Source organism: Pseudomonas sp. TH43, assembly GCF_016650635.1.
Lineage (GTDB): Bacteria > Pseudomonadota > Gammaproteobacteria > Pseudomonadales > Pseudomonadaceae > Aquipseudomonas.
The window spans coordinates 1,266,811-1,289,583 of record NZ_JAEKFI010000003.1 but is presented as its reverse complement, the minus strand read 5'-3'; the positions used below and the strand labels follow the sequence as shown (position 1 = coordinate 1,289,583).

Here is a 22,773-nt window from a genome sequence, read left to right as displayed (position 1 = left end):
ACAAAATCAAAAGATCGCAGCCTGCGGCAGCTCCTGCAGGTCAGTTGATATGCAGGAGCGGCCATGTCTTTAGCGGTGATTCAAATGGTCAGCCAGAGTGATGTGCTGGCCAATCTGGCTCAGGCCCGACGCCTGCTCGAACAAGCAGCGGCGGCGGGGGCAAAGCTCGCCGTGCTGCCAGAAAATTTCGCTGCCATGGGCCGCCGTGACATCGCTGATATCGGCCGCGCCGAAGCGCTGGGTGAAGGACCGATCCTGCCATGGTTGAAACAGACCGCCCGCGACCTCAAGTTATGGATAGTGGCCGGCACGTTGCCGTTGCCGCCGGTGGATCAGCCGACGGCCAAGGCCAATGCTTGCTCGTTACTGGTCGATGAACACGGCGAATTCGTAGCACGCTATGACAAGTTGCATCTGTTCGATGTCGATGTAGCGGACAATCGCGGTCGTTATCGTGAATCCGATGACTATGCTTATGGCAGTGGCGTGGTGGTGGCGGACACACCGGTTGGCCGAGTCGGTCTGACGGTGTGTTACGACCTGCGCTTTCCGGAGCTGTACAGCGAGTTGCGCGCCGCGGGTGCCGAATTGATTACCGCACCGTCGGCGTTTACCGCGGTGACCGGCGCGGCGCACTGGGATGTGCTGATTCGCGCGCGGGCCATCGAAACTCAGTGTTATGTGTTGGCGGCAGCGCAGGGCGGAACCCACCCGGGCCCGCGGGAAACCTTCGGGCATGCGGCGATTGTCGACCCGTGGGGCCGCGTGCTGGCCAGTCAGGATCAAGGCGAAGCGGTGTTGTTGGCCGAGCGCGATAGTAATGAACAGGCGTCCATCAGGGCGCGGATGCCGGTGACGCGTCATCGGCGGTTTTTCTCGCAGGGCGCACAGCGACCTGCCTCAGAACACGAATTTAAGGCGTAAACCTATGAGCGAGTTGTTGTCCTCAGTCAGTGATCACCTGTTGGCCCCCGGCGGTGTGACGATCGAGAGCCTGCAAGGCGTGCTCGGCGATCTGGCCGGCCCGGGCATTGATGCGGCCGACCTGTATTTCCAGGGGCAGATCTCCGAGTCCTGGGCGCTGGAAGATGGCATCGTCAAGGAAGGCAGCTTCAACCTCGACCAAGGGGTTGGCGTGCGCGCGCAGTCCGGTGAGAAAACCGGCTTCGCTTACAGCAATGCGATCACCCTCGAAGCCCTCGGCGCTGCGGCCCGCGCCGCACGTTCGATCTCGCGTGCCGGGCAGAACGGCACCGTGCAGGCGTTCACCACACAAGATGTCGCACAACTTTATGGGCCAGACAATCCGCTGGAAGTGCTGAGCCGCGCCGAGAAAGTCGAGCTGCTCAAGCGCATCGACGTTGCCACTCGTGCTCTCGACCCTCGTATCCAACAAGTCAGCGTGAGCATGGCCGGGGTCTGGGAACGGATTCTGGTGGCGTCCACCGACGGCGGTCTGGCAGCCGATGTGCGACCGCTGGTGCGTTTCAATGTCAGCGTGATCGTTGAACAGAATGGCCGTCGCGAGCGTGGTGGTCACGGCGGCGGCGGGCGTACCGACTACCGTTATTTCCTCGCTGAAGACCGTGCCATGGGTTATGCCCGTGAAGCGCTGCGTCAGGCGCTGGTGAACCTCGAAGCGATTCCTGCGCCGGCCGGCACTTTGCCGGTGGTGCTGGGTTCGGGCTGGTCTGGCGTGCTGTTGCACGAAGCGGTCGGTCACGGCCTGGAAGGCGACTTCAACCGCAAAGGCAGCTCGGCCTACAGCGGCCGCATGGGCGAGATGGTTGCGTCGAAACTGTGCACCATCGTCGATGACGGTACGTTGAGCGGTCGTCGTGGCTCGCTGAGCGTGGATGATGAAGGCACCCCGACCGAATGCACCACGCTGATAGAGAACGGTGTGCTCAAGGGTTACATGCAGGACAAGCTCAACGCGCGTCTGATGGGCGTGGCCCGCACTGGTAACGGTCGTCGCGAATCCTATGCGCATCTGCCGATGCCACGGATGACCAACACCTACATGCTCGGCGGCGAAAGCGATCCGGCAGAAATCATTGCCTCGGTGAAGAAGGGCATTTACTGCGCCAACCTTGGCGGTGGTCAGGTCGACATCACCAGCGGCAAATTCGTGTTCTCCACCAGCGAAGCGTATCTGATCGAAGACGGCAAGATCACCGCGCCGGTCAAAGGCGCGACGTTGATCGGCAACGGCCCCGAGGCGATGAGCCGGGTGTCGATGGTCGGTAACGATCTGGCGTTGGACAGCGGTGTGGGTACGTGCGGCAAGGATGGGCAATCGGTGCCAGTGGGTGTTGGCCAGCCGACGCTGAAAATCGATGCGATCACCGTGGGTGGCACGGGCGCATAAAGAGATTGGCTGCAGGAGCTGCCGCAGGCTGCGATCTTTTGATTTTTTAAAAACAAAGATCGCAGCCTGCGGCAGCTCCTACAGGGGCGAGATTTAACGCAGGCCGCGTTGAGTCTCGTCCAGCTCACGGATGTACTTGAAGATCTTGCGGCTGGAAGCAGGAGGTTTGTTTTGCGCAACCTCGTGCTGAGCCTGACGGATCAGGGAACGCAGTTGTTGGCGATCGGCGTCCGGGTACTCGACGACGAATTTCTCCAGCACGGCATCATCGCCAGCGATCAGGCGGTCACGCCAGCGTTCCAGGTTATGGAAACGCTCGTTGTACTGACGAGTCGAGGCATCGAGTTGATCGAGCAAGGTCAGAATCGCGTCAGTGTCCTGATCGCGCATCAGTTTGCCGATGAACTGCAAGTGCCGTTTACGCGCGATATTCGCGGTGTGCTTGGGCGCATCGGCCAAGGCACGGCGCATCGCGTCGGTCAGTGGCAGTTTTGCCACCAAGTCAGGCTTGAGTGTTGTAAGGCGCTCGCCAAGGTCAACCAGAGCATGCAGCTCGCGTTTGACCTGAGATTTGCTTTTTTCTCCCGTATCGAGGGAGTCGTCGTAAGAATCAACCATGGTGGCAGTCCGCAAAGAAACGCCGCCATGATAACCAGTCGGGGGCCGCTTGTCCGGCCCGGTCGCTCGATGGCCCCAGCCGAAAGCAGAATTTGAGTGGAGATGAGCATGAGTGCAGTTCAAAGCGTCGGCCCGCAGGCATTGCCGGCACTGCAGGAACAGGTCGAGCAGATCATCGCCGAAGCCAAGCGTCAGGGCGCCAGTGCTTGCGAAGTGGCGGTGTCGCTGGAACAAGGGCTGTCGACGTCGGTGCGTCAGCGCGAGGTCGAGACGGTCGAGTTCAACCGCGATCAGGGCTTTGGCATTACGCTGTACGTCGGTCAGCGCAAGGGTTCGGCCAGTACGTCTGCGACTGGGCCTGATGCGATCCGCGAGACTGTCGCCGCCGCACTGGCCATCGCCAAGCATACCTCTGAGGACGACGCGTCGGGCCTGGCCGATGCGGCGTTGATGGCCAAGGATCTGCAGGATTTTGATCTGTTCCACGAATGGGACATCACCCCGGAGCAGGCCATCGAGAAAGCGCTTATCTGTGAGGCGGCGGCGTTTGATGCCGATGCGCGGATCAAGAACGCCGACGGCACCACGCTCAGCACCCATCAAGGCTGCCGCGTTTACGGCAACAGCCACGGTTTCGTCGGTGGTTATGCCTCGACCCGGCACAGCCTGAGCTGCGTGATGATTGCCGAGGCCGATGGCCAGATGCAGCGCGATTACTGGTACGACGTGAGCCGTCAGGGCACCTTGCTGGCGGATCCGGTGAGCATCGGCCAACGTGCGGCGCAACGGGCGGCAAGTCGTCTGGGCGCTCGTCCGGTACCCACCTGCGAAGTGCCGGTGCTGTTTTCCGCAGAATTGGCCGGTGGTTTGTTCGGCAGTTTCCTCTCGGCGGTGTCCGGCGGCAGTCTGTATCGTAAATCGTCATTCCTTGAGGGCACGTTGGGGCAGAAGCTGTTCCCTGAGTGGCTGACCATCGACGAGCGGCCGCACCTGATGCGCGCAATGGGCAGCGCTTCCTACGATGGCGATGGTTTGGCGACCTACGCTAAACCGTTCGTCGAAAAAGGCGAATTGGTGTCGTACATCCTCGGCACTTACTCCGGTCGCAAACTGGGCATGCCGAGCACGGCTAACGCGGGCGGCGTGCACAACCTGTTTGTCACCCATGGCGACGAAGATCAGGCAGCGCTGTTGAAGCGCATGGGTCGTGGGTTGTTGGTCACTGAGCTGATGGGCCATGGCTTGAACATGGTCACCGGCGATTATTCGCGCGGTGCGGCGGGTTTCTGGGTCGAGAACGGTGAAATTCAGTTCGCGGTGCAGGAAGTGACCATCGCCGGCAACATGCGCGACATGTTCAAACAGATCGTCGCGGTCGGTAACGACCTTGAGCTGCGCAGTAATATCCGCACAGGTTCGGTGTTGATCGAACGGATGACTGTCGCGGGCAGCTAAAACCCCAGCCGTCACACAAAAAGGCGCGCCATCATCCCGGATGCCGCGCCTTTTTCATGCCTGCAACCAAGCCCTTGTAGGAGCAGAGCTTGCTCGCGAAAGCGTCGTGTCAGCCAATATTGAGGTCGACTGGCACGACGCCTTCGCGAGCAAGCTCGGCTCCTACAAAAACGCGCGCTCTTGTTTTGGTTCTCATTATCATCTAATAATAAATCTCATTATCGGATGAGCCCCGGATCATGAGTTCTGCCTTGCACGAGCAGCGTACCTCGAAAGCTGGCGCTGGATGAGTCGCCAGATCCGTTGCGCGATGGATTCTGACGAACCGCGCCTGATCGAACATTACCTGGCCGAAGGCCGGTATCTGTCTTGTTGCACCGCGACCTCACCCTGGACGGTCGCCGAAACGTCCTTCCGCTTGCTGCTCGACACCGCCACCGACATCGCGTTGCCGTGGCACTGGCGCAGCCTCTGTCTCGATCAAGCCTGGCGTCCATTGCGTGAAATGGAGCGTCTGTCGCTGTGCAACTGCCGGCTCAAGCGCTGGCAACGCTACACCTGGCAGCTCGCTACCTGCGAGTTGCTTCCCTCTATTCCTCTCATTGAATTAGTCCAAGGATTTACCGATGACCAAGACACGTATTGAGCGCGACAGCATGGGCGAACTGCAGGTGCCAGTGGACGCTCTCTACGGCGCGCAGACCCAGCGCGCAGTGGATAACTTCCCGATCAGCGGCAAACCGATGCCGACGCAATTCATCCGCGCACTGATCCTCGCCAAAGCCGCTGCTGCCCGCGCCAACGTCGAACTCAACCAGATCAGCGCCGCCCAGGGCAAAGCCATCAGCGACGCCGCGCAAGGCTTGCTCGAAGGCGACTTCATGCAGCATTTCCCGGTGGATATCTTCCAGACCGGTTCCGGCACCAGCTCCAACATGAACGCCAACGAAGTGATCGCAACACTCGCAAGCCGCCTGCTCGACGAGCCAGTGAACGCCAACGATCACGTCAACTGCGGCCAGAGCAGCAACGACATCATCCCCACCACCATCCACGTCAGCGCCGCACTGGCCCTGCACGAACAACTGCTGCCGGCGCTATTGCACCTGGTGCAAGTGATCGAGCGCAAAGCCGAGCAGGTGCATCACCACGTCAAAACCGGCCGCACCCACTTGATGGACGCCATGCCGGTACGCATGAGTCAGGTGCTCAACTGTTGGGCGCAGCAACTCAAGGCCAACATTGGCCATCTGCAGGATCTGCTGCCAAGTCTGCAATCGCTGGCGCAGGGCGGCACAGCGGTCGGCACCGGGATCAACGCACACCCTGAGTTCGCCGCACGTTTCAGCCGTCAACTAAGCCAACTGACCGACGTGCAATTCACTCCGGGCAAGGACCTGTTTGCGCTGATCGGCTCGCAGGACACTGCCGTCGCCGTCTCCGGGCAACTCAAAGCGATCGCCGTGTCGCTGATGAAAATCGCCAATGACCTGCGCTGGATGAACTCCGGTCCGCTCGCGGGCCTCGGCGAAATTGAACTGCAAGCTTTGCAACCGGGTTCGTCAATCATGCCGGGCAAAGTCAATCCGGTGATACCGGAAGCCACCGCCATGGTCGCCGCGCAAGTGATCGGCAACGATTCGGTGATCACCATCGCCGGGCAGTCGGGCAATTTCGAGTTGAACGTAATGCTGCCGATCATTGCGCAGAACCTGCTGAGCAGCATCGAACTGCTGGCCAACTCCAGCCGCCTGCTCGGTGACAAAGCCATCGCCAGCTTCAAGGTCAACGAATCGCGCTTGAAAGAAGCGTTGTCGCGCAACCCGATTCTGGTCACCGCGCTCAACCCGATCATCGGCTACCAGAAAGCCGCGGAAATCGCCAAGCAGGCCTACAAGGAAGGTCGTGCAGTGATCGACGTTGCTCTGGAACACACCGATCTGTCGCGCAGCCAACTGGAAGAGTTGCTCAATCCCGAGAAACTCACCGCCGGCGGCGTGTAAGCACCGCAACCGCTTTGGAGGCTCACCATGGAGCACTGGAAACGCACGATCGAACGGGCCAATCGCTGCTTCATGCTGGGCGAACTGATCGACGCCCGCGAGGCTTACTTGCAAGCCCTGGCCCTGGCACAAGTGCTGTACGAACGCTGGGCGGATGCCGATGAAGCGGTGGCGGCCTGCGTCATCTCCCACCATAACCTGGCCGACTTGCACCTGCGCCTGAATCAGCCGGAGGAAAGCGCCGAGTACCTCTGTGCCATCCACCAACGGCTGTTGCAGACCATGCAGGACGAGCGCCTGCGCCCGGCACTGCGTGAAGCGGCGCTGCGCCAGAGCAGCAAAACTTACGTCGAACTGCTGAATTTCATCAGCGAGCACGGCGAATACCCGCGCACCCAGCGCCTGTTGCACCCGGATACCGGCAATGCGCGCCGCGCGCCTGCCCCACATCACCATGGAGTCCATTGAAATGGCTTTTACCCTTCCTGCCTTGCCTTACGCCTACGACGCCCTCGAACCCCACATCGATGCGCAGACCATGGAGATCCACTACACCAAGCATCACCAGACCTACATCAATAACCTCAACGCGGCGGTAGAAGGCACTGAGTACGCCGAATGGCCGGTGGAAAAACTCGTCGCCAGCGTTCAGCAACTGCCGGAAAAACTTCGTGCAGCGGTGATCAATCAGGGCGGTGGGCACGCCAACCATTCGCTGTTCTGGGAAGTCATGGTGCCAAGCGGTGGCGGTAAGCCTGATGGTGCACTGGCCAAGGCCATTGATGAACAACTGGGTGGTCTGGACAGTTTCAAAGAGGCGTTCACCAAAGCTGCACTGACCCGTTTCGGCAGCGGTTGGGCCTGGCTCAGCGTGACCCCTGAGAAAAAGCTGATCGTAGAAAGCAGTGGCAACCAGGACAGCCCGTTGATGAACGGCAATACGCCGATTCTTGGTCTCGACGTCTGGGAACATGCCTACTACCTGCGTTACCAGAACCGTCGCCCGGAATACATCAATGCGTTCTACAACGTAATCAATTGGCCTGAAGTGGCTGCGCGCTACAAGGCCGCACTGGTTTAAGTCTTCTATAAAAATAATCCAAGGCTGACTATGGGCACTGAAACACTGGCGATCGGAAGTGGGCGTATGTTTCGTTACGCGGTGGGGTCGCTCTTGCTGTTGGCGGGCATGACCTTGCTGGTCGCTCACGGACTGGAATGGCTGGATCTGGAACCGAGGCTTTCCCGGGCGTTGCAAGGCGGGGCGATCTGCGCGCTCGGCACGGCGCTCGGGGCGGTGCCGGTACTGGTGATTCGGCGCATGCCTCAGGCGCTCAGCGATACCTTGTTGGGCTTTGGTGCCGGGGTGATGCTGGCAGCGACCGCGTTTTCGCTGATCGTACCGGGTATCGCCGCCGCCGAAAGCCTGGGTCTGACGGCGTGGGGGTCCAGTGGCCTGATCTGCTTCGGCATCATGCTGGGGGCATTCGGTCTCTATCTGGTTGACCGCAAGCTGTCGGGCGCCTCGCCGGAAATGCTTGTCGGTACGCTCGAGCACCCGGTTATTCCGCCGCGGATCTGGTTATTTGTGTTCGCCATCATTGCCCATAACATCCCTGAAGGCATGGCTGTCGGCGTTTCTGCCGGCGGCGGCATGCCCGACGCGGACAGTCTGGCGATGGGCATTGCCCTGCAGGATGTGCCGGAAGGTCTGGTGATTGCGCTGGTGTTGGCCGGGGCGGGAATGTCGCGGGTCAAGGCGTTCCTGATCGGGGCGGCATCAGGCTTGGTCGAGCCGGTGTTTGCGCTGTTGTGTGCATGGCTGGTCAGCCTGGCGCAGGTGTTGTTGCCATTGGGTCTGGCGTTGGCGGCGGGGGCGATGTTGCTGGTGGTGACCCACGAAGTCATCCCGGAGTCGAGACGCAATGGTCATGACAAATTAGCCAGTCTTGGGCTGTTGATCGGGTTTTGTCTGATGATGGTGATGGATACCGCGTTGGGATAAAGATCAAAAGATCGCAGCCTGCGGCAGCTCCTACAGGGGATATGTGCGCCGCTGGCTAAATGCGCCCCTCAATTCAGGAGCTGCCGCAGGCTGCGATCTTTTGACTTGGACTTTCAACCACCCTCATCGAAGTAGTTGTTGATCAACGCCACCAGCGCATCCAGCGCTTCCTGTTCCTGATGCCCTTCAGTGCTCAGATAAATTTTCGTGCCCTTGCCAGCGGCGAGCATCATCATCGCCATGATGCTTTTACCGTCGACCGTGGTCTCCGGCGTACGGCCCACTCTGATTGTGCAATCCGGAAACTGCCCGGCAACGCCAACAAACTTGGCCGACGCGCGGGCATGCAAACCCAGTTTATTGATGATTTCGATTTCCAGAGCAGGCATCGCGGTGTGAATCCTTTAAGTGAGGTCGCGGTGGCGAACCTGGACGTTCTTCAGGGTTTTCTGCAGGGCCTGACCCAAGCGTTCGGTCAGGTAGACGGAGCGGTGGTGCCCGCCGGTGCAGCCAATGGCTATGGTGACGTAAGCACGGTTGCTCGCCGCAAAGCGTGGTAGCCATTTGTGCAGGTAGGTGAAGATGTCCTGGAACATTTCTTCGACCTCCGGCTGCGCCGCCAGATAGTCGGCCACTGGCGCATCAAGCCCCGATTGCGCTCGCAGTTCCGGCTTCCAGTAAGGGTTGGGCAGGCAGCGCACGTCGAACACCAGATCCGCGTCCACCGGCATGCCGCGTTTGAAGCCGAATGACTCGACCAGAAACGCCGTGCCGGGCTCAGGCTGATTCAGCAGCCGCAGCTTGATGGTATCGCGCAACTGGTACAGGTTCAGACTGGTGGTGTTGATCTTCAGATCGGCGAGGTCGGCGATGGGGCCGAGCAGGGCTGTTTCATCTTGAATCGCTTCGGCCAGCGAGCGGTTGGCGTTGCTCAGCGGGTGGCGACGGCGAGTCTCGGAAAAACGCTTGAGCAGGGTTTCTTCATCAGCATCCAGATACAGGACATCGCACTGGATGTGTTTGCTGCGGACATCTTCAAGCAGCTCGGGAAACCGTGTCAGATGGCTTGGCAGGTTGCGCGCATCAATCGACACGGCCACCAGCGGTTGCGCCAGCTCAGTGTGGATCAGGGCACGTTCGGCCAATTCCGGCAGCAAGCCGGCAGGCAGGTTGTCGATGCAGTAGTAGCCGTTGTCCTCAAGGACATCCAGGGCGGTACTTTTACCCGAGCCGGAACGGCCGCTGACGATGATCAAGCGCATGATTACTGCCCGTTTTGCTCGTCCAGTACGACCTGGTACAAGGCTTCGTTGCTCGCAGCGCTGCGCAGTTTATCGCGTACGTCCTTGCGATCAAGCATGCTGGCGATCTGACGCAGCAACTCCAGGTGCGCATCGGTGGCGGCTTCCGGGACCAGCAATACGAACAGCAGGTCAACCGGCGCGCCGTCGATGGCGTCGAAATCGATCGGCGCTTTAAGGTGCATCAAGGCGCTGATAGGCGACTGGCAACCCTTGAGGCGGCAGTGAGGAATGGCGATGCCGTTGCCAAAACCGGTGGAACCGAGTTTTTCACGGGCGATCAGGGCCTCGAAGACATCTTGCATCTCCAGATCCGGCACTTCGCGGGCGATCAGGTTGGCAATTTGTTCGAGGGCTTTCTTTTTACTGCCGCCCGGCACGTTCACGAGGGAACGGCCGGGGGTCAGGATACTTTCAAGTCGGATCATGGAGTGGGGGGTTATCGACCGGTGGCGCCCTGGAGCAGGCTCTGGGTCTTTTCCTTATGCTTTTTGAGTTGACGGTCCAGCTTGTCGGTCAGTGAGTCGATCGCCGCGTACATATCGGTATCTTCCGCATTGGCGACCACTTCACTGCCGGGTATATGCAAGGTGGCTTCGATTTTCTGCTTCAGCTTTTCGACGCACATCGTGACTTGCACGTTGGTGATCTTGTCGAAATGTCGTTCCAGTCGTTGGAGTTTTTCCTCGATGTAGGAACGCAGAGGTTGGGTCACTTCCAGTTGGTGTCCACTGATGTTGACTTGCATACAGCTTCTCCTTCGTTGCCAGTGCATAAAGCGGCAGGCTGGATAGCCTGCCACTGGAACGCTGTAACGTGGCTTACATCAACCGCTTGCGTTCGCTCGAAGGCGCGATCCCTAAGGATTCGCGGTACTTGGCGACGGTGCGGCGAGCCACCTGAATGCCTTGTGCCTCCAGTAAACCAGCGATCTTGCTGTCACTCAACGGCTTTTTCTGATTTTCCGCCGCAACCAGTTTTTTGATGATCGCGCGGATCGCCGTGGACGAGCATTCACCGCCTTCGGAGGTGCTGACGTGGCTGGAGAAAAAGTATTTCAGTTCATAAATACCGCGCGGGGTATGCATGAATTTTTGCGTGGTCACCCGGGAGATCGTCGATTCATGCATGCCCACCGCTTCAGCGATGTCGTGCAGAACCAGCGGCTTCATGGCTTCGTCGCCGTACTCCAGAAAACCGCGCTGATGCTCGACGATCTGGGTGGCTACTTTCATCAGGGTTTCGTTGCGGCTTTGCAGGCTCTTGATGAACCAGCGAGCTTCCTGCAACTGATTGCGCATGAAGGTGTTGTCGGCGCTGGTGTCGGCGCGGCGGACAAAACCGGCGTACTGCGCGTTGACCCGCAGGCGTGGCACCGATTCCTGATTCAGCTCGACCAGCCAGCGCTCGTTGTCCTTGCGCACGATGACGTCAGGGACGACGTACTCGGCCTCGGTGGATTCGATCTGTGAGCCCGGACGCGGATTGAGACTTTGCACCAGTTCGATGACCTGGCGCAGTTCGTCTTCCTTGAGCTTCATGCGGCGCATCAACTGGCTGTAATCGCGGCTGCCCAGCAAGTCGATGTAATCGCTGACCAGGCGTTTGGCTTCCGCCAGCCAAGGTGTCTTGGCCGAGAGTTGGCGCAATTGCAGCAACAGGCATTCGCTGAGATTGCGCGCGCCGATGCCGGCCGGTTCGAATTGCTGGATGCGGTGCAGCACGGCTTCGATTTCGTCCAGCTCGATGTCCAGTTCCGGATCGAACGCTTCGAGGATCTCTTCGAGGGTTTCGTCCAGATAGCCCTGATTGTTGATGCAATCGATCAGGGTCACGGCGATCAGGCGATCGGTGTCGGACATCGGTGCGAGGTTCAGTTGCCAGAGCAGATGGCTTTGCAGGCTTTCGCCGGCGGAGGTGCGGGTGGTGAAGTCCCACTCGTCATCGTCGCTGCTGGGTAGGCTGCTGGCGCTGGTCTGGTAGACGTCTTCCCAGGCGGTGTCGACCGGCAGTTCGTTGGGGATGCGCTCGCTCCAGTCGCCGTCCTCAAGGTTGTCCACCGTCGGTGCGGTTTCCTGATAGGAGGGTTCCTGGATCTCAGTGTTGGGCTTCTGTTCGGTGTTGTCGGCCAGAGGATCGGAGTTGTCGAAGTCTTCGCCTTCTTCCTGGCGTTCGAGCATCGGATTGGATTCCAGAGCCTCCTGGATTTCCTGTTGCAGATCCAGGGTCGACAATTGGAGCAGGCGGATGGCCTGTTGCAGCTGCGGTGTCATCGTCAGCTGCTGGCCCATTCTCAAGACTAGCGATGGTTTCATGGCAGGGGCTTAACACCTTATTCGCCGGCGCTATGCGCCATCCACTACAGGGCGCCGAAGCGCCAAACTTAAGCAAATTATATGCCTGAAACTGAAGTGTTTGCCTAGAGCGCTGTAACAATTAAAGCGTATTAAATTGCGCTTGAACCGATACAGCGCCCCGGCGGCGCACCGGGCACTGTCGCGCTTAGAGGCGGAACTCGTGACCCAGATACACTTCCTTGACCAGATCGTTGGCGAGGATGGTCTCGGCGTCACCTTCGGCGATCAGTTGACCGTCGTTGACGATGTAAGCGGTTTCGCAGATATCCAGTGTCTCGCGCACGTTGTGGTCGGTGATCAGTACACCGATGCCCTTGGCCTTGAGATGGTGGATGATCTGCTTGATGTCGCCGACCGAGATCGGATCGACACCGGCGAACGGTTCGTCGAGCAGGATGAATTTCGGTGCAGTGGCCAGCGCGCGGGCGATTTCCACACGGCGGCGCTCACCACCGGACAGGCTCATGCCGAGGTTGTCGCGGATGTGAGTGATGTGGAATTCCTGCAGCAGGCTTTCCAGTTCCTTGCGACGGCCGGCCTTGTCGAGCTCCTGACGGGTTTCGAGGATGGCCATGATGTTGTCGGCTACCGACAGTTTGCGGAAGATCGACGCTTCTTGCGGCAGATAGCCAATGCCGGCCTTGGCGCGGCCGTGCATTGGCTGGTGGCTGACGTCCAGATCATCGATCAGTACGCGACCCTGATCAGCCTGGACCAGGCCAACGATCATGTAGAAGCAGGTGGTCTTGCCGGCGCCGTTAGGGCCGAGCAGACCGACGATCTGACCGCTGTCGATGGACAGGCTGACATCACGCACGACCTGACGACTTTTATACGCCTTGGCCAGATGCTGAGCTTTCAGAGTTGCCATTACGGGGCCTTTTTCTGGTCGTTTTTCGGCTTCGGCTGAATCACCATGTCGATGCGCGGACGCGCTTCGGTGACTTTGCTGCCGGTAGCGCGGCCAGCGCTGGCCAGTTTTTTCACCGTGTCGTAGACGATTTTCTCGCCTTGGGTCACGTTGTTGTCCTTGTCGACAACCTTGGCCTTGTCGATCAGCACGACACGGTTTTGCGCGGCATGGTACTGGATGGTGACACCCCAGCCTTGAACCGGTTTGGTATCGCCAGCCGTTTGCAACTGCTCGAAGTAAGCCAGGTTGCCCACCGAGGTCACCACGTCGATATCACCTGCCGGGGTGCGGGTGATGGTCACGGTATTACCGGTCACCTTCATCGAACCCTGAGTGATGATCACGTCACCCTTATAGGTGGCAACGCCATTCTTGTCGTCCAGCTGGGCATCGTCGGCCTGAATGCGGATTGGCTGCTCTTGATCGTTCGGCAGAGCCCAGGCGCTCACGCTTCCCAGTGCTGCGCCCAGACTGAGCAAAATAGGGAGGGTTTTAACGAGCCTCATACTGTCCTCTTACGTTCGATAGCAGGTGTATCCTGCTGTCCTTCAGATACGCTTTCATTCCAACGCCAGTCGATACACCGCCAGCGCCGTCGATTCTAACGGGTTGCTCGGTCTGCGCATATTGCTCCTGTGGGAACACTGTCATGCGCGTAGAGGTCACCAACAGATCACGCTTCTTTTCATCGGTGCGTTTGATACGCACCGAATCGATCAATTCAACCTGAGTGCCGCCCGAGTTCACTTCGCCGCGTTCACTGGTCACGTGCCACGGAAAGTCGGTGCCGCGGTACATGTTCAGGTCGGGTTTGGTGACCAGCGTAATGTCGGTCGCCTTGACGTGCTCGGCTTTGTCGGAGGTCATTTCATACTGCACCTTGCCGTCTGGCAGGTATTGCAGGGTGTGCGTGTTGGTTGCATACCAGTCGATCGGGCTTTCGGTCGAAGAGACCGGCGGCTTGTCGAGGAAGCGTTCCGGGCTGATGTTCCAGTAGCCGACCGCTGCGAAAATCGCAGCGATGCAACCGAACAGCAGGAAATTGCGAAATTTTTTGCTAAACATGGTTTGGCTCACAAGTACGCGGCATTGGCTGCATCAAGGCAGCCCTGGGCGCGCAGGATCAATTCGCAGAATTCGCGGGCGGCACCTTCGCCACCACGGGCGCGGGTCACGCCGTGAGCGTGTTCGCGGACGAAATCGGCAGCGTTGGCGACCGCCATGCCCAGACCGACGCGGCGGATCACCGGCAGGTCAGGCAGGTCGTCACCGAGGTAGGCGACCTGTTCATAGCTTAGGCCCAGTTGTTCGAGTAGACCGTCGAGAACGACCAATTTGTCTTCGCGTCCCTGAAAAAGATGCGGGATGCCCAGGTTTTTCGCCCGACGCTCAACCACCGGCGTTTTCCGGCCGCTGATAATGGCGGTTTGCACGCCAGCATTCATCAGCATTTTGATGCCTTGGCCGTCGAGCGTGTTGAACGTCTTGAATTCGCTGCCGTCTTCAAGGAAATACAGGCGCCCGTCAGTGAGAACGCCGTCGACGTCGAAGACCGCCAGTTTGATCGCTTTGCCGCGTTGCAGCAGATCGTTGCTCATTACATCACTCCTGCGCGCAGCAGATCGGAAAGGTTGAATGCGCCGATCGGGCGATCCTCCTCGTCGACAACTACCAATGCGTTGATTCGGTGGTCTTCCATGATTTTCAGGGCCTCGGCAGCGAGCATTTCGGGCCGGGCGGTCTTGCCGTGAGCCGTCATCACCTGGTCGATGGTGGCGCTGCGGATATCGATGCTGCGATCCAGGGTGCGACGCAAGTCGCCGTCAGTGAAGATCCCGGCCAGTTTGCCATCGGCTTCAAGGATGGCGGTCATGCCCAGACCCTTGCGGGTCATTTCCATCAGCGCATCCTTGAGCAGGGTGCCGCGTTGTACCTGCGGCAGTTCCTGCCCGGCATGCATGACGTTCTCGACTTTCAGCAACAGGCGACGGCCGAGGGCTCCACCGGGATGAGAAAAGGCGAAGTCTTCTGCGGTAAAGCCGCGTGCTTCGAGCAGCGCGACGGCCAGGGCATCGCCCATGACCAGCGCGGCGGTGGTCGATGAAGTCGGTGCGAGGTTCAGCGGGCAGGCTTCATGTTCGACGTGAACATTGAGATTGACCTCGGCAGCCTTGGCCAGCGGCGACTGCGGGTTGCCAGTGACGCTGATCAACTGGATGCCCAGGCGTTTGATCAGCGGCAGCAGGGTGACGATTTCGTTGGTCGAGCCCGAGTTGGACAGGGCGAGGATCACGTCATCGCGGGTGATCATGCCCATGTCGCCATGACTGGCTTCGGCCGGGTGTACGAAAAATGCCGGGGTGCCGGTGCTGGCCAGGGTGGCGGCAATCTTGTTGCCGACGTGCCCGGACTTGCCCATGCCGACCACGACTACACGGCCTTTGCTGGCCAGAATCATCTCGCAAGCGCGTACGAAATCGGCGTCGATATGGGGCAACAAGCCTTGTACGGCCTCCACTTCGAGTTGGATGGTGCGTTGTGCCGATTGAATCAGGTCGCTGGATTGGCTCATGTCAGAAATCGTATAGCCCGATGAAAAGGCGGCGATTATAGCGGTTATGTTGCAAAGCCTCACGCAAGTTCGTCGTGCTTTGTCATTCCTCGTTACCAAATGCTTCGAAAAGATGTCCAGAGCCTGTCAAATCACTGAATACGGTCCGGCACAAGCCTTGGGCGCGTGGCTGTTGCAGTGATATAGTTCGCCGCCAGTTCGGCCTGCCGTGGATGTATGTGCTTTCCCAGGAAAGCCCGGCGTCCGAGTGAGAGGCTGCATCGCAAGGAGTTTAGATGAGTGCCGATAACGCCTACGCGGTCGAGCTGAAGGGAGTCTCCTTCAAGCGCGGTGCGCGCAGCATTTTCAATAACGTCGATATCCGCATCCCGCGCGGCAAGGTCACCGGCATCATGGGGCCTTCCGGTTGTGGCAAGACCACGCTGCTGCGGTTGATGGGCGCACAGTTGCGCCCAACCAGCGGTGAAGTCTGGGTCAACGGCCAGAACCTGCCGAAGCTCTCGCGCAGCGATCTGTTCGATGCGCGCAAGCACATGGGCGTGCTGTTTCAGAGCGGCGCGCTGTTCACCGATCTCGATGTCTTCGAGAACGTGGCTTTCCCCCTGCGCGTTCATACCGAGCTGCCGGAAGAAATGATCCGCGACATCGTCCTGCTCAAATTGCAGGCAGTCGGTTTGCGAGGCGCCATCGAACTGATGCCCGACGAGCTGTCCGGTGGTATGAAGCGTCGTGTTGCGCTGGCCCGGGCAATTGCCCTCGATCCGCAGATTCTCATGTACGACGAACCGTTCGTCGGCCAGGACCCGATCGCCATGGGCGTACTCGTGCGCCTGATCCGTCTGCTCAATGATGCCTTGGGGATCACCAGTATCGTGGTGTCCCACGACCTGGCCGAAACCGCGAGCATTGCCGACTACATCTATGTAGTGGGTGATGGTCAGGTGCTGGGGCAGGGCACACCGGATGAACTGATGAACTCGGACGAACCGCGTATTCGTCAGTTCATGACCGGCAACCCCGATGGCCCGGTGCCGTATCACTTTCCAGCGACGGATTACCGCGCAGATCTTCTGGGGAAGCGTTGATGCGCAGAATTTCATTATTAGAACGCGTACGCCGGTTCGGCGAGGCCGCGATCGACGCCGTTGCGGTGTTCGGTCGGGCGACGTTGTTCCTGTTTCACGCCTTGCTCGGGCGCGGCGGTATCAGCGGCGGTTTTGGCCTGCTGGTCAAACAGCTGCATTCGGTTGGCGTGATGTCGCTGGTGATCATCGTCGTCTCCGGGATTTTCATCGGCATGGTGCTGGCGCTGCAGGGTTTCAGCATTCTGTCGAGCTATGGTTCGGAGCAGGCGGTGGGGCAGATGGTGGCCCTTACCCTGCTGCGTGAACTGGGGCCGGTGGTGACAGCGCTGCTGTTTGCCGGGCGTGCCGGTTCGGCGCTGACCGCAGAAATCGGCAACATGAAATCCACCGAACAGCTTTCCAGCCTGGAAATGATCGGTGTCGACCCGCTCAAATACATCATTGCCCCACGCCTGTGGGCCGGCTTCATTTCCCTGCCGGTGCTGGCGATGATTTTCAGCGTGGTGGGCATTTGGGGTGGTTCGTGGGTAGCTGTCGACTGGTTGGGCGTGTATGAAGGTTCCTACTGGGCGAACATGCAGAACAGCGTGAACTTCACCAGTGATGTGCTCAACGGTGTCATCAAAAGTATCGTTTTCGCCTTCGTAGTGACCTGGATCGCCGTATTCCAAGGCTATGACTGTGAGCCCACTTCCGAGGGGATCAGTCGTGCCACCACCAAGACCGTGGTGTTTGCCTCGCTGGCAGTGCTCGGCCTGGACTTTATTCTGACCGCTTTGATGTTTGGAGATTTCTGATGCAAAACCGCACCCTGGAAATCGGTGTCGGCCTGTTCCTGCTGGCAGGGATCCTGGCTTTGTTGCTGCTTGCGTTGCGGGTCAGTGGCCTGTCTCCGACGTCGACCACCGACACGTATAAACTTTATGCCTACTTCGACAATATTGCCGGTTTGACGGTCAGAGCCAAAGTGACCATGGCCGGTGTGACCATCGGCAAGGTCACGGCGATCGATCTGGATCGTGACAGCTTCACCGGTCGGGTCACGCTGCAAGTGGATAAAAAGGTCGACAACCTACCGACCGACTCCACAGCGTCTATCCTGACCGCTGGTCTGCTGGGCGAGAAGTACATCGGTATCAGCGTAGGCGGGGAAGACAAACCGCTGAAGGATGGTGGAACCATTCACGACACGCAGTCGTCACTGGTACTGGAAGACCTGATCGGTAAATTCCTGCTCAATACCGTTAGCAAAGACGCCAAATGAGGAGCTTTTGAATGATCTCTATCTTGCGACGCAGCCTGTTGGTGTTACTGGCGGCTCTGCCGTTGATGGGTAACGCCGTGGCTGCTGCAACTTCGGCACATGATCTGGTGCAGGACACGACCAGCCGGTTGCTGGCCGACCTGGCTGCCAACAAAGAGAAATACAAGCAGGATCCGACTGATTTCTACGCGGCGCTCAACAGCATTGTCGGGCCGGTGGTGGATGCCGAAGGCATTTCCAAAAGCATCATGACGGTCAAGTATTCGCGCAAGGCTACGCCGGCGCAGATGCAGACCTTCCAGGAAAACTTCAAGAAAGGCCTGTTCCAGTTCTACGGCAACGCCTTGCTCGAGTACAACAACCAGGGCATCACCGTTGATCCTGCCAAGGATGAGTCGGGCGATCGCACCAGCGTCAACATGACCGTCAAGGGCAGCAACGGCGCGATTTATCCAGTGCAGTACACGTTGGAGAAGATCAACGGCGAGTGGAAGCTGCGCAACGTGATCATCAACGGTATCAACATTGGCAAGCTGTTCCGTGATCAGTTCGCCGACGCGATGCAGCGCAATGGCAACGATCTGGACAAGACCATCAATGGTTGGGCCGGTGAAGTGGCCAAGGCCAAGGAATCCACCGAAAAGAACCCAGCACAATGAGTGAGGCCGCAGTTCGTATGAGTGATGTCGACGAGCTTCTGCTCAGCGGCGTGCTGGATTACCGCACCGGCCCTGGCTTGCGCAAGGAAGGCCAGGCGTTGATCAAGTCCAGCAAAGCGTCTTCGCTGGTGATCGACTGCTCGGCGGTGAAGAAGTCCAGCAGCGTCGGTTTGTCGTTGCTGCTGTGCTTCATGCGCGATGCCGAGGCAGCCGGCAAGGCCGTCAGCATCCGCGCAATGCCTGAAGACATGCGCGAAATCGCTCAGGTCAGTGAACTGACCGAACTGTTGGCGCACCCCTGAACCCACATCTATAAAGAAGCCCCCCGTCAGAGTCCTGCCATGCGGGGTTCGCAGGCGCGGGGCTTTTTTGTATGATGTCCGACCCGTGCGCACAGGGCGCCGATTGAGGTTGAGCATGCAGGCCGTAGAAGTGAAGAGCTTCCTTGAAGGAAAGCTGCCCGGAACGTTGGTAGAAGTTGAGGGCGAAGGCTGCAATTTCCAGCTGAACGTGATTAGCGATGAACTGGCGGCGTTGAGCCCGGTGAAGCGTCAGCAGCAGATCTATGCCCATTTGAACCCATGGATCACCGATGGCAGCATCCATGCGGTCACTATGAAATTTTTCAGCAGCGCGGCCTGGGCCGAGCGCACCTGAGCCTAAGGGCGTCGAGATTCTTATGGATAAATTGATTATTACCGGTGGCGCTCGTCTTGATGGCGAGATCCGCATTTCCGGGGCAAAGAACTCTGCCCTGCCGATCCTGGCTGCCACCCTGCTGTGCGATGGCCCGGTGACCGTTGGCAACCTGCCGCACCTGCACGACATCACCACCATGATCGAGTTGTTCGGTCGCATGGGCATTGAGCCGGTGATCGACGAGAAACTCAGCGTCGAAATCGACCCGCGCACCATCAAGACCCTGATCGCGCCGTACGAACTGGTGAAAACCATGCGTGCGTCGATCCTGGTGCTGGGCCCGATGGTTGCCCGTTTCGGTGAAGCCGAAGTCGCACTGCCTGGCGGTTGCGCCATCGGTTCGCGTCCGGTCGACCTGCACATTCGTGGTCTTGAAGCCATGGGCGCGGTGATTGACGTCGAAGGCGGCTACATCAAGGCCAAGGCGCCTGAAGGTGGTCTGCGCGGTGCAAGCTTCTTCTTCGATACCGTCAGTGTGACCGGTACCGAGAACATCATGATGGCCGCTGCTCTGGCCAAGGGCCGCAGTGTGCTGCAGAACGCTGCCCGTGAGCCTGAAGTGGTTGACCTGGCGAACTTCCTCAACGCCATGGGCGCCAAGGTTTCCGGCGCCGGCACCGACACCATCACCATCGATGGTGTCGAGCGTCTGGGTTCGTGCTTCTACAAAGTCATGCCTGACCGTATCGAAACCGGCACCTACCTGGTGGCCGCTGCGGTCACCGGCGGCCGCGTCAAGGTCAAGGACACCGATCCGACCATCCTTGAAGCGGTACTGGAAAAGCTCCGTGAAGCCGGCGCAGAAATCACCAGCGGTGAAGACTGGATCGAGCTGAACATGCACGGCAAGCGTCCGAAAGCGGTCAACGTGCGCACCGCGCCGTACCCGGCTTTCCCGACGGACATGCAGGCGCAGTTCATCTCGCTCAACGCGATTGCCGAAGGCACTGGCGCAGTGATCGAGACAATCTTCGAAAACCGCTTCATGCACGTGTACGAATTGCACCGCATGGGCGCCAAGATCCAGGTCGAAGGCAACACCGCGATCGTCACCGGCACTGAAGTACTGAAGGGCGCGCCAGTCATGGCCACCGACCTGCGTGCTTCGGCGAGCCTGGTGATCTCGGCACTGGTTGCCGAAGGCGATACCCTGATCGACCGCATCTACCACATCGACCGTGGTTATGAGTGCATCGAAGAAAAACTGCAGATGCTGGGCGCCAAGATCCGTCGCGTTCCGGGCTAATCGCTGCATTGGGACACACGGACGTGTCCACTGAGATTATGAGTCGAGCCGGTTTCCGGCTCGATGTGTGTCCGGCGCCGATTGCGACCGGACATGAGTACCTTGATAAGGACTGACGTTTCCCATGTTGACCATCGCACTGTCCAAGGGCCGCATCCTTGACGACACCCTGCCGCTTCTCGCCGAAGCGGGCATCGTGCCGACCGAGAATCCGGACAAGAGCCGCAAGCTGATCATCCCCACGACCCAGGACGACGTTCGTCTGCTGATCGTGCGCGCCACCGACGTGCCGACGTATGTCGAGCATGGCGCGGCCGACCTCGGCGTGGCCGGTAAAGACGTGCTGATGGAATACACCGGCCAGGGCCTGTACGAGCCACTGGACCTGCAAATCGCTCAGTGCAAACTGATGACCGCCGGCAAGATCGGCGCGCCGGAGCCCAAGGGCCGTCTGCGCGTGGCGACCAAGTTCGTCAACGTTGCCAAGCGTTACTACGCCGAGCAGGGCCGTCAGGTCGACATCATCAAGCTGTACGGCTCGATGGAGCTGGCACCGTTGATCGGTCTGGCTGACAAGATCATCGACGTGGTCGACACCGGCAACACCCTGCGCGCCAACGGCCTGGAACCTCAGGAACTGATCGCCACGATCAGCTCGCGCCTGGTGGTCAACAAGGCTTCGATGAAAATGCAACACGCCCGAATCCAGGCGTTGATCGACACCCTGCGCAATGCAGTGGAGTCTCGACACCGCGGCTGATTTACCTGCGCGACGTTAAGTTGCGCCCGTCTATCCGCCTCATAGCCAGAATCTCAGGTGCCCAAGCGGAAACGACTGCTAAGTTAGGGCGCCTGAGTTTTTGCCATTCCTATGAGGCTCTCGCTATGACCGCAACGACTGCAATTCGCCGACTCAACGCTGCTGACCCGGATTTCGCGCATCATCTGGATCATCTGCTGAGCTGGGAAAGTGTGTCTGACGACTCGGTCAATCAGCGCGTGCTGGACATCATCAAGGCTGTGCGCGAGCGCGGTGACGCGGCGCTGGTCGAATTCACGCAAAAATTCGATGGCCTTGAAGTCGCTTCGATGGCCGACCTGATTCTGCCGCGCGAGCGCCTGGAACTGGCTCTGACTCGCATCACCGTGGCGCAGCGCGAAGCGCTGGAAAAAGCCGCGTCCCGTGTGCGCAGCTATCACGAAAAACAGAAACAGGATTCCTGGAGCTACACCGAAGCTGACGGCACCGTGCTTGGCCAGAAGGTCACGCCGCTGGATCGCGCCGGCCTGTACGTGCCGGGCGGCAAGGCGTCGTATCCGTCGTCGGTGTTAATGAACGCGATTCCGGCCAAGGTGGCCGGCGTGACCGAAGTGGTCATGGTCGTGCCGACGCCGCGCGGTGAAATCAACGAGCTGGTGCTGGCGGCGGCGTGCATCGCCGGCGTCGATCGTGTGTTCACCATCGGTGGCGCGCAAGCCGTCGCTGCGCTGGCTTACGGCACTGAAAGCGTGCCGAAAGTGGACAAGGTGGTTGGCCCTGGCAACATCTATGTCGCCACTGCCAAACGTCACGTGTTCGGTCAGGTCGGTATCGACATGATCGCCGGCCCTTCGGAAATTCTCGTGGTGTGCGACGGCCAGACCGATCCGGACTGGATCGCCATGGACCTGTTCTCCCAGGCCGAGCACGACGAAGACGCCCAGGCGATTCTGGTCAGCCCGGACGCCGAGTTTCTCGACAAAGTCGCCGCGAGCATCGACAAACTGCTGCCGACCATGGACCGCGCGACCATCATCGAAACCTCGATCAATGGCCGTGGTGCACTGATTCACGTGAAGGACATGGCCCAAGCCATCGAAGTCGCCAACCGCATCGCCCCGGAACACTTGGAGTTGTCGGTCGCTGACCCGCAGGCTTGGTTGCCGCAGATCCGCCACGCTGGCGCGATCTTCATGGGCCGTCACACCTCCGAAGCGCTGGGCGATTACTGCGCAGGCCCGAACCACGTGCTGCCGACCTCCGGCACTGCGCGTTTCTCGTCGCCGCTGGGTGTGTACGATTTCCAGAAACGTTCGTCGATCATCTTCTGCTCCGAGGCCGGTGCTTCCGAGCTGGGTAAAACCGCTTCCGTGCTGGCCCGTGGCGAGTCGCTGAGCGCCCACGCGCGCAGCGCCGAATACCGCATCAAAGACGAAGACTTTCTTCAAGGGCAGGGGGAATGAGC

27 protein-coding genes and 1 pseudogene are annotated in these 22,773 nt (G+C 59.5%); 17 read left to right on the top strand and 11 right to left on the bottom strand.

Annotated elements, in window-relative coordinates; genetic code table 11:
• Positions 1 to 63 precede the first annotated feature (63 nt).
• Together JFT81_RS15525 and tldD are read left to right on the top strand one after the other, a co-directional pair.
• Entirely contained in the window at positions 64 to 924 is an 861-nt protein-coding gene (locus tag JFT81_RS15525) for a carbon-nitrogen hydrolase family protein (protein WP_201227973.1), read from the top strand.
• Positions 925 to 928: 4 nt separating this feature from the next.
• Positions 929 to 2,371, top strand: a complete 1,443-nt coding sequence (gene tldD / locus JFT81_RS15520) for a metalloprotease TldD (protein ID WP_122606067.1) — start codon at positions 929 to 931, stop codon at positions 2,369 to 2,371.
• A 93-nt stretch (positions 2,372 to 2,464) separates the two neighbouring features.
• On the opposite strand, the gene yjgA is transcribed toward tldD, so the two are convergent.
• On the bottom strand, positions 2,465 to 2,989 hold the full coding sequence (gene yjgA, locus JFT81_RS15515) for a ribosome biogenesis factor YjgA (RefSeq protein WP_008085091.1): 525 nt from the start codon (positions 2,987 to 2,989) through the stop codon (positions 2,465 to 2,467).
• 102 nt (positions 2,990 to 3,091) lie between these two features.
• Between yjgA and pmbA the strand changes: the two genes are divergently transcribed.
• The 6 genes and pseudogenes from pmbA to JFT81_RS15485 all read left to right on the top strand — a co-directional run bounded on the left by pmbA (position 3,092) and on the right by JFT81_RS15485 (position 8,452).
• A complete protein-coding gene (pmbA, locus tag JFT81_RS15510) occupies positions 3,092 to 4,444 on the top strand; it encodes a metalloprotease PmbA (protein WP_201227972.1) in 1,353 nt (450 codons plus the stop codon).
• 239 nt (positions 4,445 to 4,683) lie between these two features.
• Positions 4,684 to 5,090: pseudogene (locus tag JFT81_RS15505) on the top strand (FagA protein).
• A complete protein-coding gene (locus JFT81_RS15500) occupies positions 5,071 to 6,447 on the top strand; it encodes a class II fumarate hydratase (RefSeq protein ID WP_201227970.1) in 1,377 nt (458 codons plus the stop codon). The pseudogene JFT81_RS15505 and the gene JFT81_RS15500 overlap by 20 nt, the downstream one beginning before the upstream one ends.
• A gap of 27 nt (positions 6,448 to 6,474) precedes the next feature.
• The gene (locus JFT81_RS15495; RefSeq protein ID WP_008085084.1) at positions 6,475 to 6,915 is read left to right on the top strand and encodes a hypothetical protein; all 441 of its coding nucleotides are present in this window, start codon (positions 6,475 to 6,477) and stop codon (positions 6,913 to 6,915) included.
• A gap of 1 nt (position 6,916) precedes the next feature.
• Complete coding sequence (locus JFT81_RS15490) at positions 6,917 to 7,528, top strand: superoxide dismutase (protein WP_201227969.1); 612 nt, start codon at positions 6,917 to 6,919, stop codon at positions 7,526 to 7,528.
• A gap of 30 nt (positions 7,529 to 7,558) precedes the next feature.
• The gene (locus JFT81_RS15485; RefSeq protein ID WP_201227968.1) at positions 7,559 to 8,452 is read left to right on the top strand and encodes a ZIP family metal transporter; all 894 of its coding nucleotides are present in this window, start codon (positions 7,559 to 7,561) and stop codon (positions 8,450 to 8,452) included.
• A 113-nt stretch (positions 8,453 to 8,565) separates the two neighbouring features.
• Here JFT81_RS15485 and JFT81_RS15480 read toward each other — a convergent pair whose 3' ends face one another.
• The 10 genes from JFT81_RS15480 to JFT81_RS15435 form a co-directional block, all read right to left on the bottom strand.
• The gene (locus JFT81_RS15480) at positions 8,566 to 8,841 is read right to left on the bottom strand and encodes an HPr family phosphocarrier protein (RefSeq protein ID WP_003221684.1); all 276 of its coding nucleotides are present in this window, start codon (positions 8,839 to 8,841) and stop codon (positions 8,566 to 8,568) included.
• A gap of 15 nt (positions 8,842 to 8,856) precedes the next feature.
• Positions 8,857 to 9,714 (bottom strand): RNase adapter RapZ, encoded by an 858-nt coding sequence (gene rapZ, locus JFT81_RS15475; protein ID WP_201149533.1) that lies wholly within the window; start codon positions 9,712 to 9,714, stop codon positions 8,857 to 8,859.
• Positions 9,715 to 9,716: 2 nt separating this feature from the next.
• The gene (gene ptsN / locus JFT81_RS15470; RefSeq protein ID WP_201227967.1) at positions 9,717 to 10,181 is read right to left on the bottom strand and encodes a PTS IIA-like nitrogen regulatory protein PtsN; all 465 of its coding nucleotides are present in this window, start codon (positions 10,179 to 10,181) and stop codon (positions 9,717 to 9,719) included.
• A gap of 11 nt (positions 10,182 to 10,192) precedes the next feature.
• Positions 10,193 to 10,501, bottom strand: a complete 309-nt coding sequence (gene raiA / locus JFT81_RS15465) for a ribosome-associated translation inhibitor RaiA (RefSeq protein ID WP_007912419.1) — start codon at positions 10,499 to 10,501, stop codon at positions 10,193 to 10,195.
• 73 nt (positions 10,502 to 10,574) lie between these two features.
• On the bottom strand, positions 10,575 to 12,068 hold the full coding sequence (locus JFT81_RS15460; RefSeq protein WP_201227966.1) for an RNA polymerase factor sigma-54: 1,494 nt from the start codon (positions 12,066 to 12,068) through the stop codon (positions 10,575 to 10,577).
• A 187-nt stretch (positions 12,069 to 12,255) separates the two neighbouring features.
• A complete protein-coding gene (gene lptB / locus JFT81_RS15455; protein ID WP_201227965.1) occupies positions 12,256 to 12,981 on the bottom strand; it encodes an LPS export ABC transporter ATP-binding protein in 726 nt (241 codons plus the stop codon).
• Positions 12,981 to 13,529 carry a lipopolysaccharide transport periplasmic protein LptA gene (gene lptA / locus JFT81_RS15450; protein WP_201227964.1) on the bottom strand — a complete coding sequence of 183 codons (549 nt, stop codon included), beginning with the start codon at positions 13,527 to 13,529 and terminating at the stop codon, positions 12,981 to 12,983. The genes lptB and lptA overlap by 1 nt, the downstream gene beginning before the upstream one ends.
• Positions 13,516 to 14,088 (bottom strand): LPS export ABC transporter periplasmic protein LptC, encoded by a 573-nt coding sequence (lptC, locus tag JFT81_RS15445; protein WP_201227963.1) that lies wholly within the window; start codon positions 14,086 to 14,088, stop codon positions 13,516 to 13,518. Before lptC ends, lptA begins: the two co-directional genes overlap by 14 nt.
• A gap of 8 nt (positions 14,089 to 14,096) precedes the next feature.
• Positions 14,097 to 14,621, bottom strand: a complete 525-nt coding sequence (locus JFT81_RS15440; RefSeq protein ID WP_201227962.1) for an HAD family hydrolase — start codon at positions 14,619 to 14,621, stop codon at positions 14,097 to 14,099.
• Positions 14,621 to 15,595: a KpsF/GutQ family sugar-phosphate isomerase gene (locus JFT81_RS15435; RefSeq protein ID WP_201227961.1), complete on the bottom strand. Its 975-nt coding sequence runs from the start codon at positions 15,593 to 15,595 to the stop codon at positions 14,621 to 14,623. The genes JFT81_RS15440 and JFT81_RS15435 overlap by 1 nt, the downstream gene beginning before the upstream one ends.
• Before the next feature lie 275 nt (positions 15,596 to 15,870).
• Here JFT81_RS15435 and JFT81_RS15430 point away from each other — a divergent pair, with 275 nt between their 5' ends.
• From JFT81_RS15430 to hisD, 9 genes are all read left to right on the top strand, one after another.
• Positions 15,871 to 16,680, top strand: a complete 810-nt coding sequence (locus JFT81_RS15430; RefSeq protein ID WP_122595143.1) for an ATP-binding cassette domain-containing protein — start codon at positions 15,871 to 15,873, stop codon at positions 16,678 to 16,680.
• Entirely contained in the window at positions 16,680 to 17,477 is a 798-nt protein-coding gene (gene mlaE / locus JFT81_RS15425; RefSeq protein ID WP_201227960.1) for a lipid asymmetry maintenance ABC transporter permease subunit MlaE, read from the top strand. The genes JFT81_RS15430 and mlaE overlap by 1 nt, the downstream gene beginning before the upstream one ends.
• Positions 17,477 to 17,944 carry an outer membrane lipid asymmetry maintenance protein MlaD gene (gene mlaD / locus JFT81_RS15420; protein ID WP_007912400.1) on the top strand — a complete coding sequence of 156 codons (468 nt, stop codon included), beginning with the start codon at positions 17,477 to 17,479 and terminating at the stop codon, positions 17,942 to 17,944. Before mlaE ends, mlaD begins: the two co-directional genes overlap by 1 nt.
• 11 nt (positions 17,945 to 17,955) lie before the next feature.
• Positions 17,956 to 18,603, top strand: coding sequence for an ABC transporter substrate-binding protein (locus JFT81_RS15415; RefSeq protein ID WP_201227959.1), 648 nt, complete (start codon positions 17,956 to 17,958; stop codon positions 18,601 to 18,603).
• The gene (locus JFT81_RS15410) at positions 18,600 to 18,905 is read left to right on the top strand and encodes an STAS domain-containing protein (RefSeq protein WP_201227958.1); all 306 of its coding nucleotides are present in this window, start codon (positions 18,600 to 18,602) and stop codon (positions 18,903 to 18,905) included. The genes JFT81_RS15415 and JFT81_RS15410 overlap by 4 nt, the downstream gene beginning before the upstream one ends.
• A 115-nt stretch (positions 18,906 to 19,020) precedes the next feature.
• Complete coding sequence (locus JFT81_RS15405) at positions 19,021 to 19,260, top strand: BolA family protein (protein WP_007912386.1); 240 nt, start codon at positions 19,021 to 19,023, stop codon at positions 19,258 to 19,260.
• A gap of 22 nt (positions 19,261 to 19,282) precedes the next feature.
• Positions 19,283 to 20,548, top strand: a complete 1,266-nt coding sequence (gene murA / locus JFT81_RS15400) for a UDP-N-acetylglucosamine 1-carboxyvinyltransferase (RefSeq protein WP_201227957.1) — start codon at positions 19,283 to 19,285, stop codon at positions 20,546 to 20,548.
• Between the two features lie 124 nt (positions 20,549 to 20,672).
• Positions 20,673 to 21,308 carry an ATP phosphoribosyltransferase gene (hisG, locus tag JFT81_RS15395; protein ID WP_007912384.1) on the top strand — a complete coding sequence of 212 codons (636 nt, stop codon included), beginning with the start codon at positions 20,673 to 20,675 and terminating at the stop codon, positions 21,306 to 21,308.
• 125 nt (positions 21,309 to 21,433) lie between these two features.
• Entirely contained in the window at positions 21,434 to 22,771 is a 1,338-nt protein-coding gene (gene hisD, locus JFT81_RS15390) for a histidinol dehydrogenase (protein WP_201227956.1), read from the top strand.
• The last annotated feature ends 2 nt before the right edge of the window (positions 22,772 to 22,773 follow it).

Bases quoted from the DNA above. Each gene is read 5' to 3' on its own strand.
- JFT81_RS15525 (WP_201227973.1), top strand. From the start codon at position 64: ATGTCTTTAGCGGTGATTCAAATGGTCAGCCAGAGTGATGTGCTGGCC.
- tldD (WP_122606067.1), top strand. From the start codon at position 929: ATGAGCGAGTTGTTGTCCTCAGTCAGTGATCACCTGTTGGCCCCCGGC.
- yjgA (WP_008085091.1), bottom strand. From the start codon at position 2,989: ATGGTTGATTCTTACGACGACTCCCTCGATACGGGAGAAAAAAGCAAA.
- pmbA (WP_201227972.1), top strand. From the start codon at position 3,092: ATGAGCATGAGTGCAGTTCAAAGCGTCGGCCCGCAGGCATTGCCGGCA.
- JFT81_RS15500 (WP_201227970.1), top strand. From the start codon at position 5,071: ATGACCAAGACACGTATTGAGCGCGACAGCATGGGCGAACTGCAGGTG.
- JFT81_RS15495 (WP_008085084.1), top strand. From the start codon at position 6,475: ATGGAGCACTGGAAACGCACGATCGAACGGGCCAATCGCTGCTTCATG.
- JFT81_RS15490 (WP_201227969.1), top strand. From the start codon at position 6,917: ATGGCTTTTACCCTTCCTGCCTTGCCTTACGCCTACGACGCCCTCGAA.
- JFT81_RS15485 (WP_201227968.1), top strand. From the start codon at position 7,559: ATGGGCACTGAAACACTGGCGATCGGAAGTGGGCGTATGTTTCGTTAC.
- JFT81_RS15480 (WP_003221684.1), bottom strand. From the start codon at position 8,841: ATGCCTGCTCTGGAAATCGAAATCATCAATAAACTGGGTTTGCATGCC.
- rapZ (WP_201149533.1), bottom strand. From the start codon at position 9,714: ATGCGCTTGATCATCGTCAGCGGCCGTTCCGGCTCGGGTAAAAGTACC.
- ptsN (WP_201227967.1), bottom strand. From the start codon at position 10,181: ATGATCCGACTTGAAAGTATCCTGACCCCCGGCCGTTCCCTCGTGAAC.
- raiA (WP_007912419.1), bottom strand. From the start codon at position 10,501: ATGCAAGTCAACATCAGTGGACACCAACTGGAAGTGACCCAACCTCTG.
- JFT81_RS15460 (WP_201227966.1), bottom strand. From the start codon at position 12,068: ATGAAACCATCGCTAGTCTTGAGAATGGGCCAGCAGCTGACGATGACA.
- lptB (WP_201227965.1), bottom strand. From the start codon at position 12,981: ATGGCAACTCTGAAAGCTCAGCATCTGGCCAAGGCGTATAAAAGTCGT.
- lptA (WP_201227964.1), bottom strand. From the start codon at position 13,529: ATGAGGCTCGTTAAAACCCTCCCTATTTTGCTCAGTCTGGGCGCAGCA.
- lptC (WP_201227963.1), bottom strand. From the start codon at position 14,088: ATGTTTAGCAAAAAATTTCGCAATTTCCTGCTGTTCGGTTGCATCGCT.
- JFT81_RS15440 (WP_201227962.1), bottom strand. From the start codon at position 14,621: ATGAGCAACGATCTGCTGCAACGCGGCAAAGCGATCAAACTGGCGGTC.
- JFT81_RS15435 (WP_201227961.1), bottom strand. From the start codon at position 15,595: ATGAGCCAATCCAGCGACCTGATTCAATCGGCACAACGCACCATCCAA.
- JFT81_RS15430 (WP_122595143.1), top strand. From the start codon at position 15,871: ATGAGTGCCGATAACGCCTACGCGGTCGAGCTGAAGGGAGTCTCCTTC.
- mlaE (WP_201227960.1), top strand. From the start codon at position 16,680: ATGCGCAGAATTTCATTATTAGAACGCGTACGCCGGTTCGGCGAGGCC.
- mlaD (WP_007912400.1), top strand. From the start codon at position 17,477: ATGCAAAACCGCACCCTGGAAATCGGTGTCGGCCTGTTCCTGCTGGCA.
- JFT81_RS15415 (WP_201227959.1), top strand. From the start codon at position 17,956: ATGATCTCTATCTTGCGACGCAGCCTGTTGGTGTTACTGGCGGCTCTG.
- JFT81_RS15410 (WP_201227958.1), top strand. From the start codon at position 18,600: ATGAGTGAGGCCGCAGTTCGTATGAGTGATGTCGACGAGCTTCTGCTC.
- JFT81_RS15405 (WP_007912386.1), top strand. From the start codon at position 19,021: ATGCAGGCCGTAGAAGTGAAGAGCTTCCTTGAAGGAAAGCTGCCCGGA.
- murA (WP_201227957.1), top strand. From the start codon at position 19,283: ATGGATAAATTGATTATTACCGGTGGCGCTCGTCTTGATGGCGAGATC.
- hisG (WP_007912384.1), top strand. From the start codon at position 20,673: ATGTTGACCATCGCACTGTCCAAGGGCCGCATCCTTGACGACACCCTG.
- hisD (WP_201227956.1), top strand. From the start codon at position 21,434: ATGACCGCAACGACTGCAATTCGCCGACTCAACGCTGCTGACCCGGAT.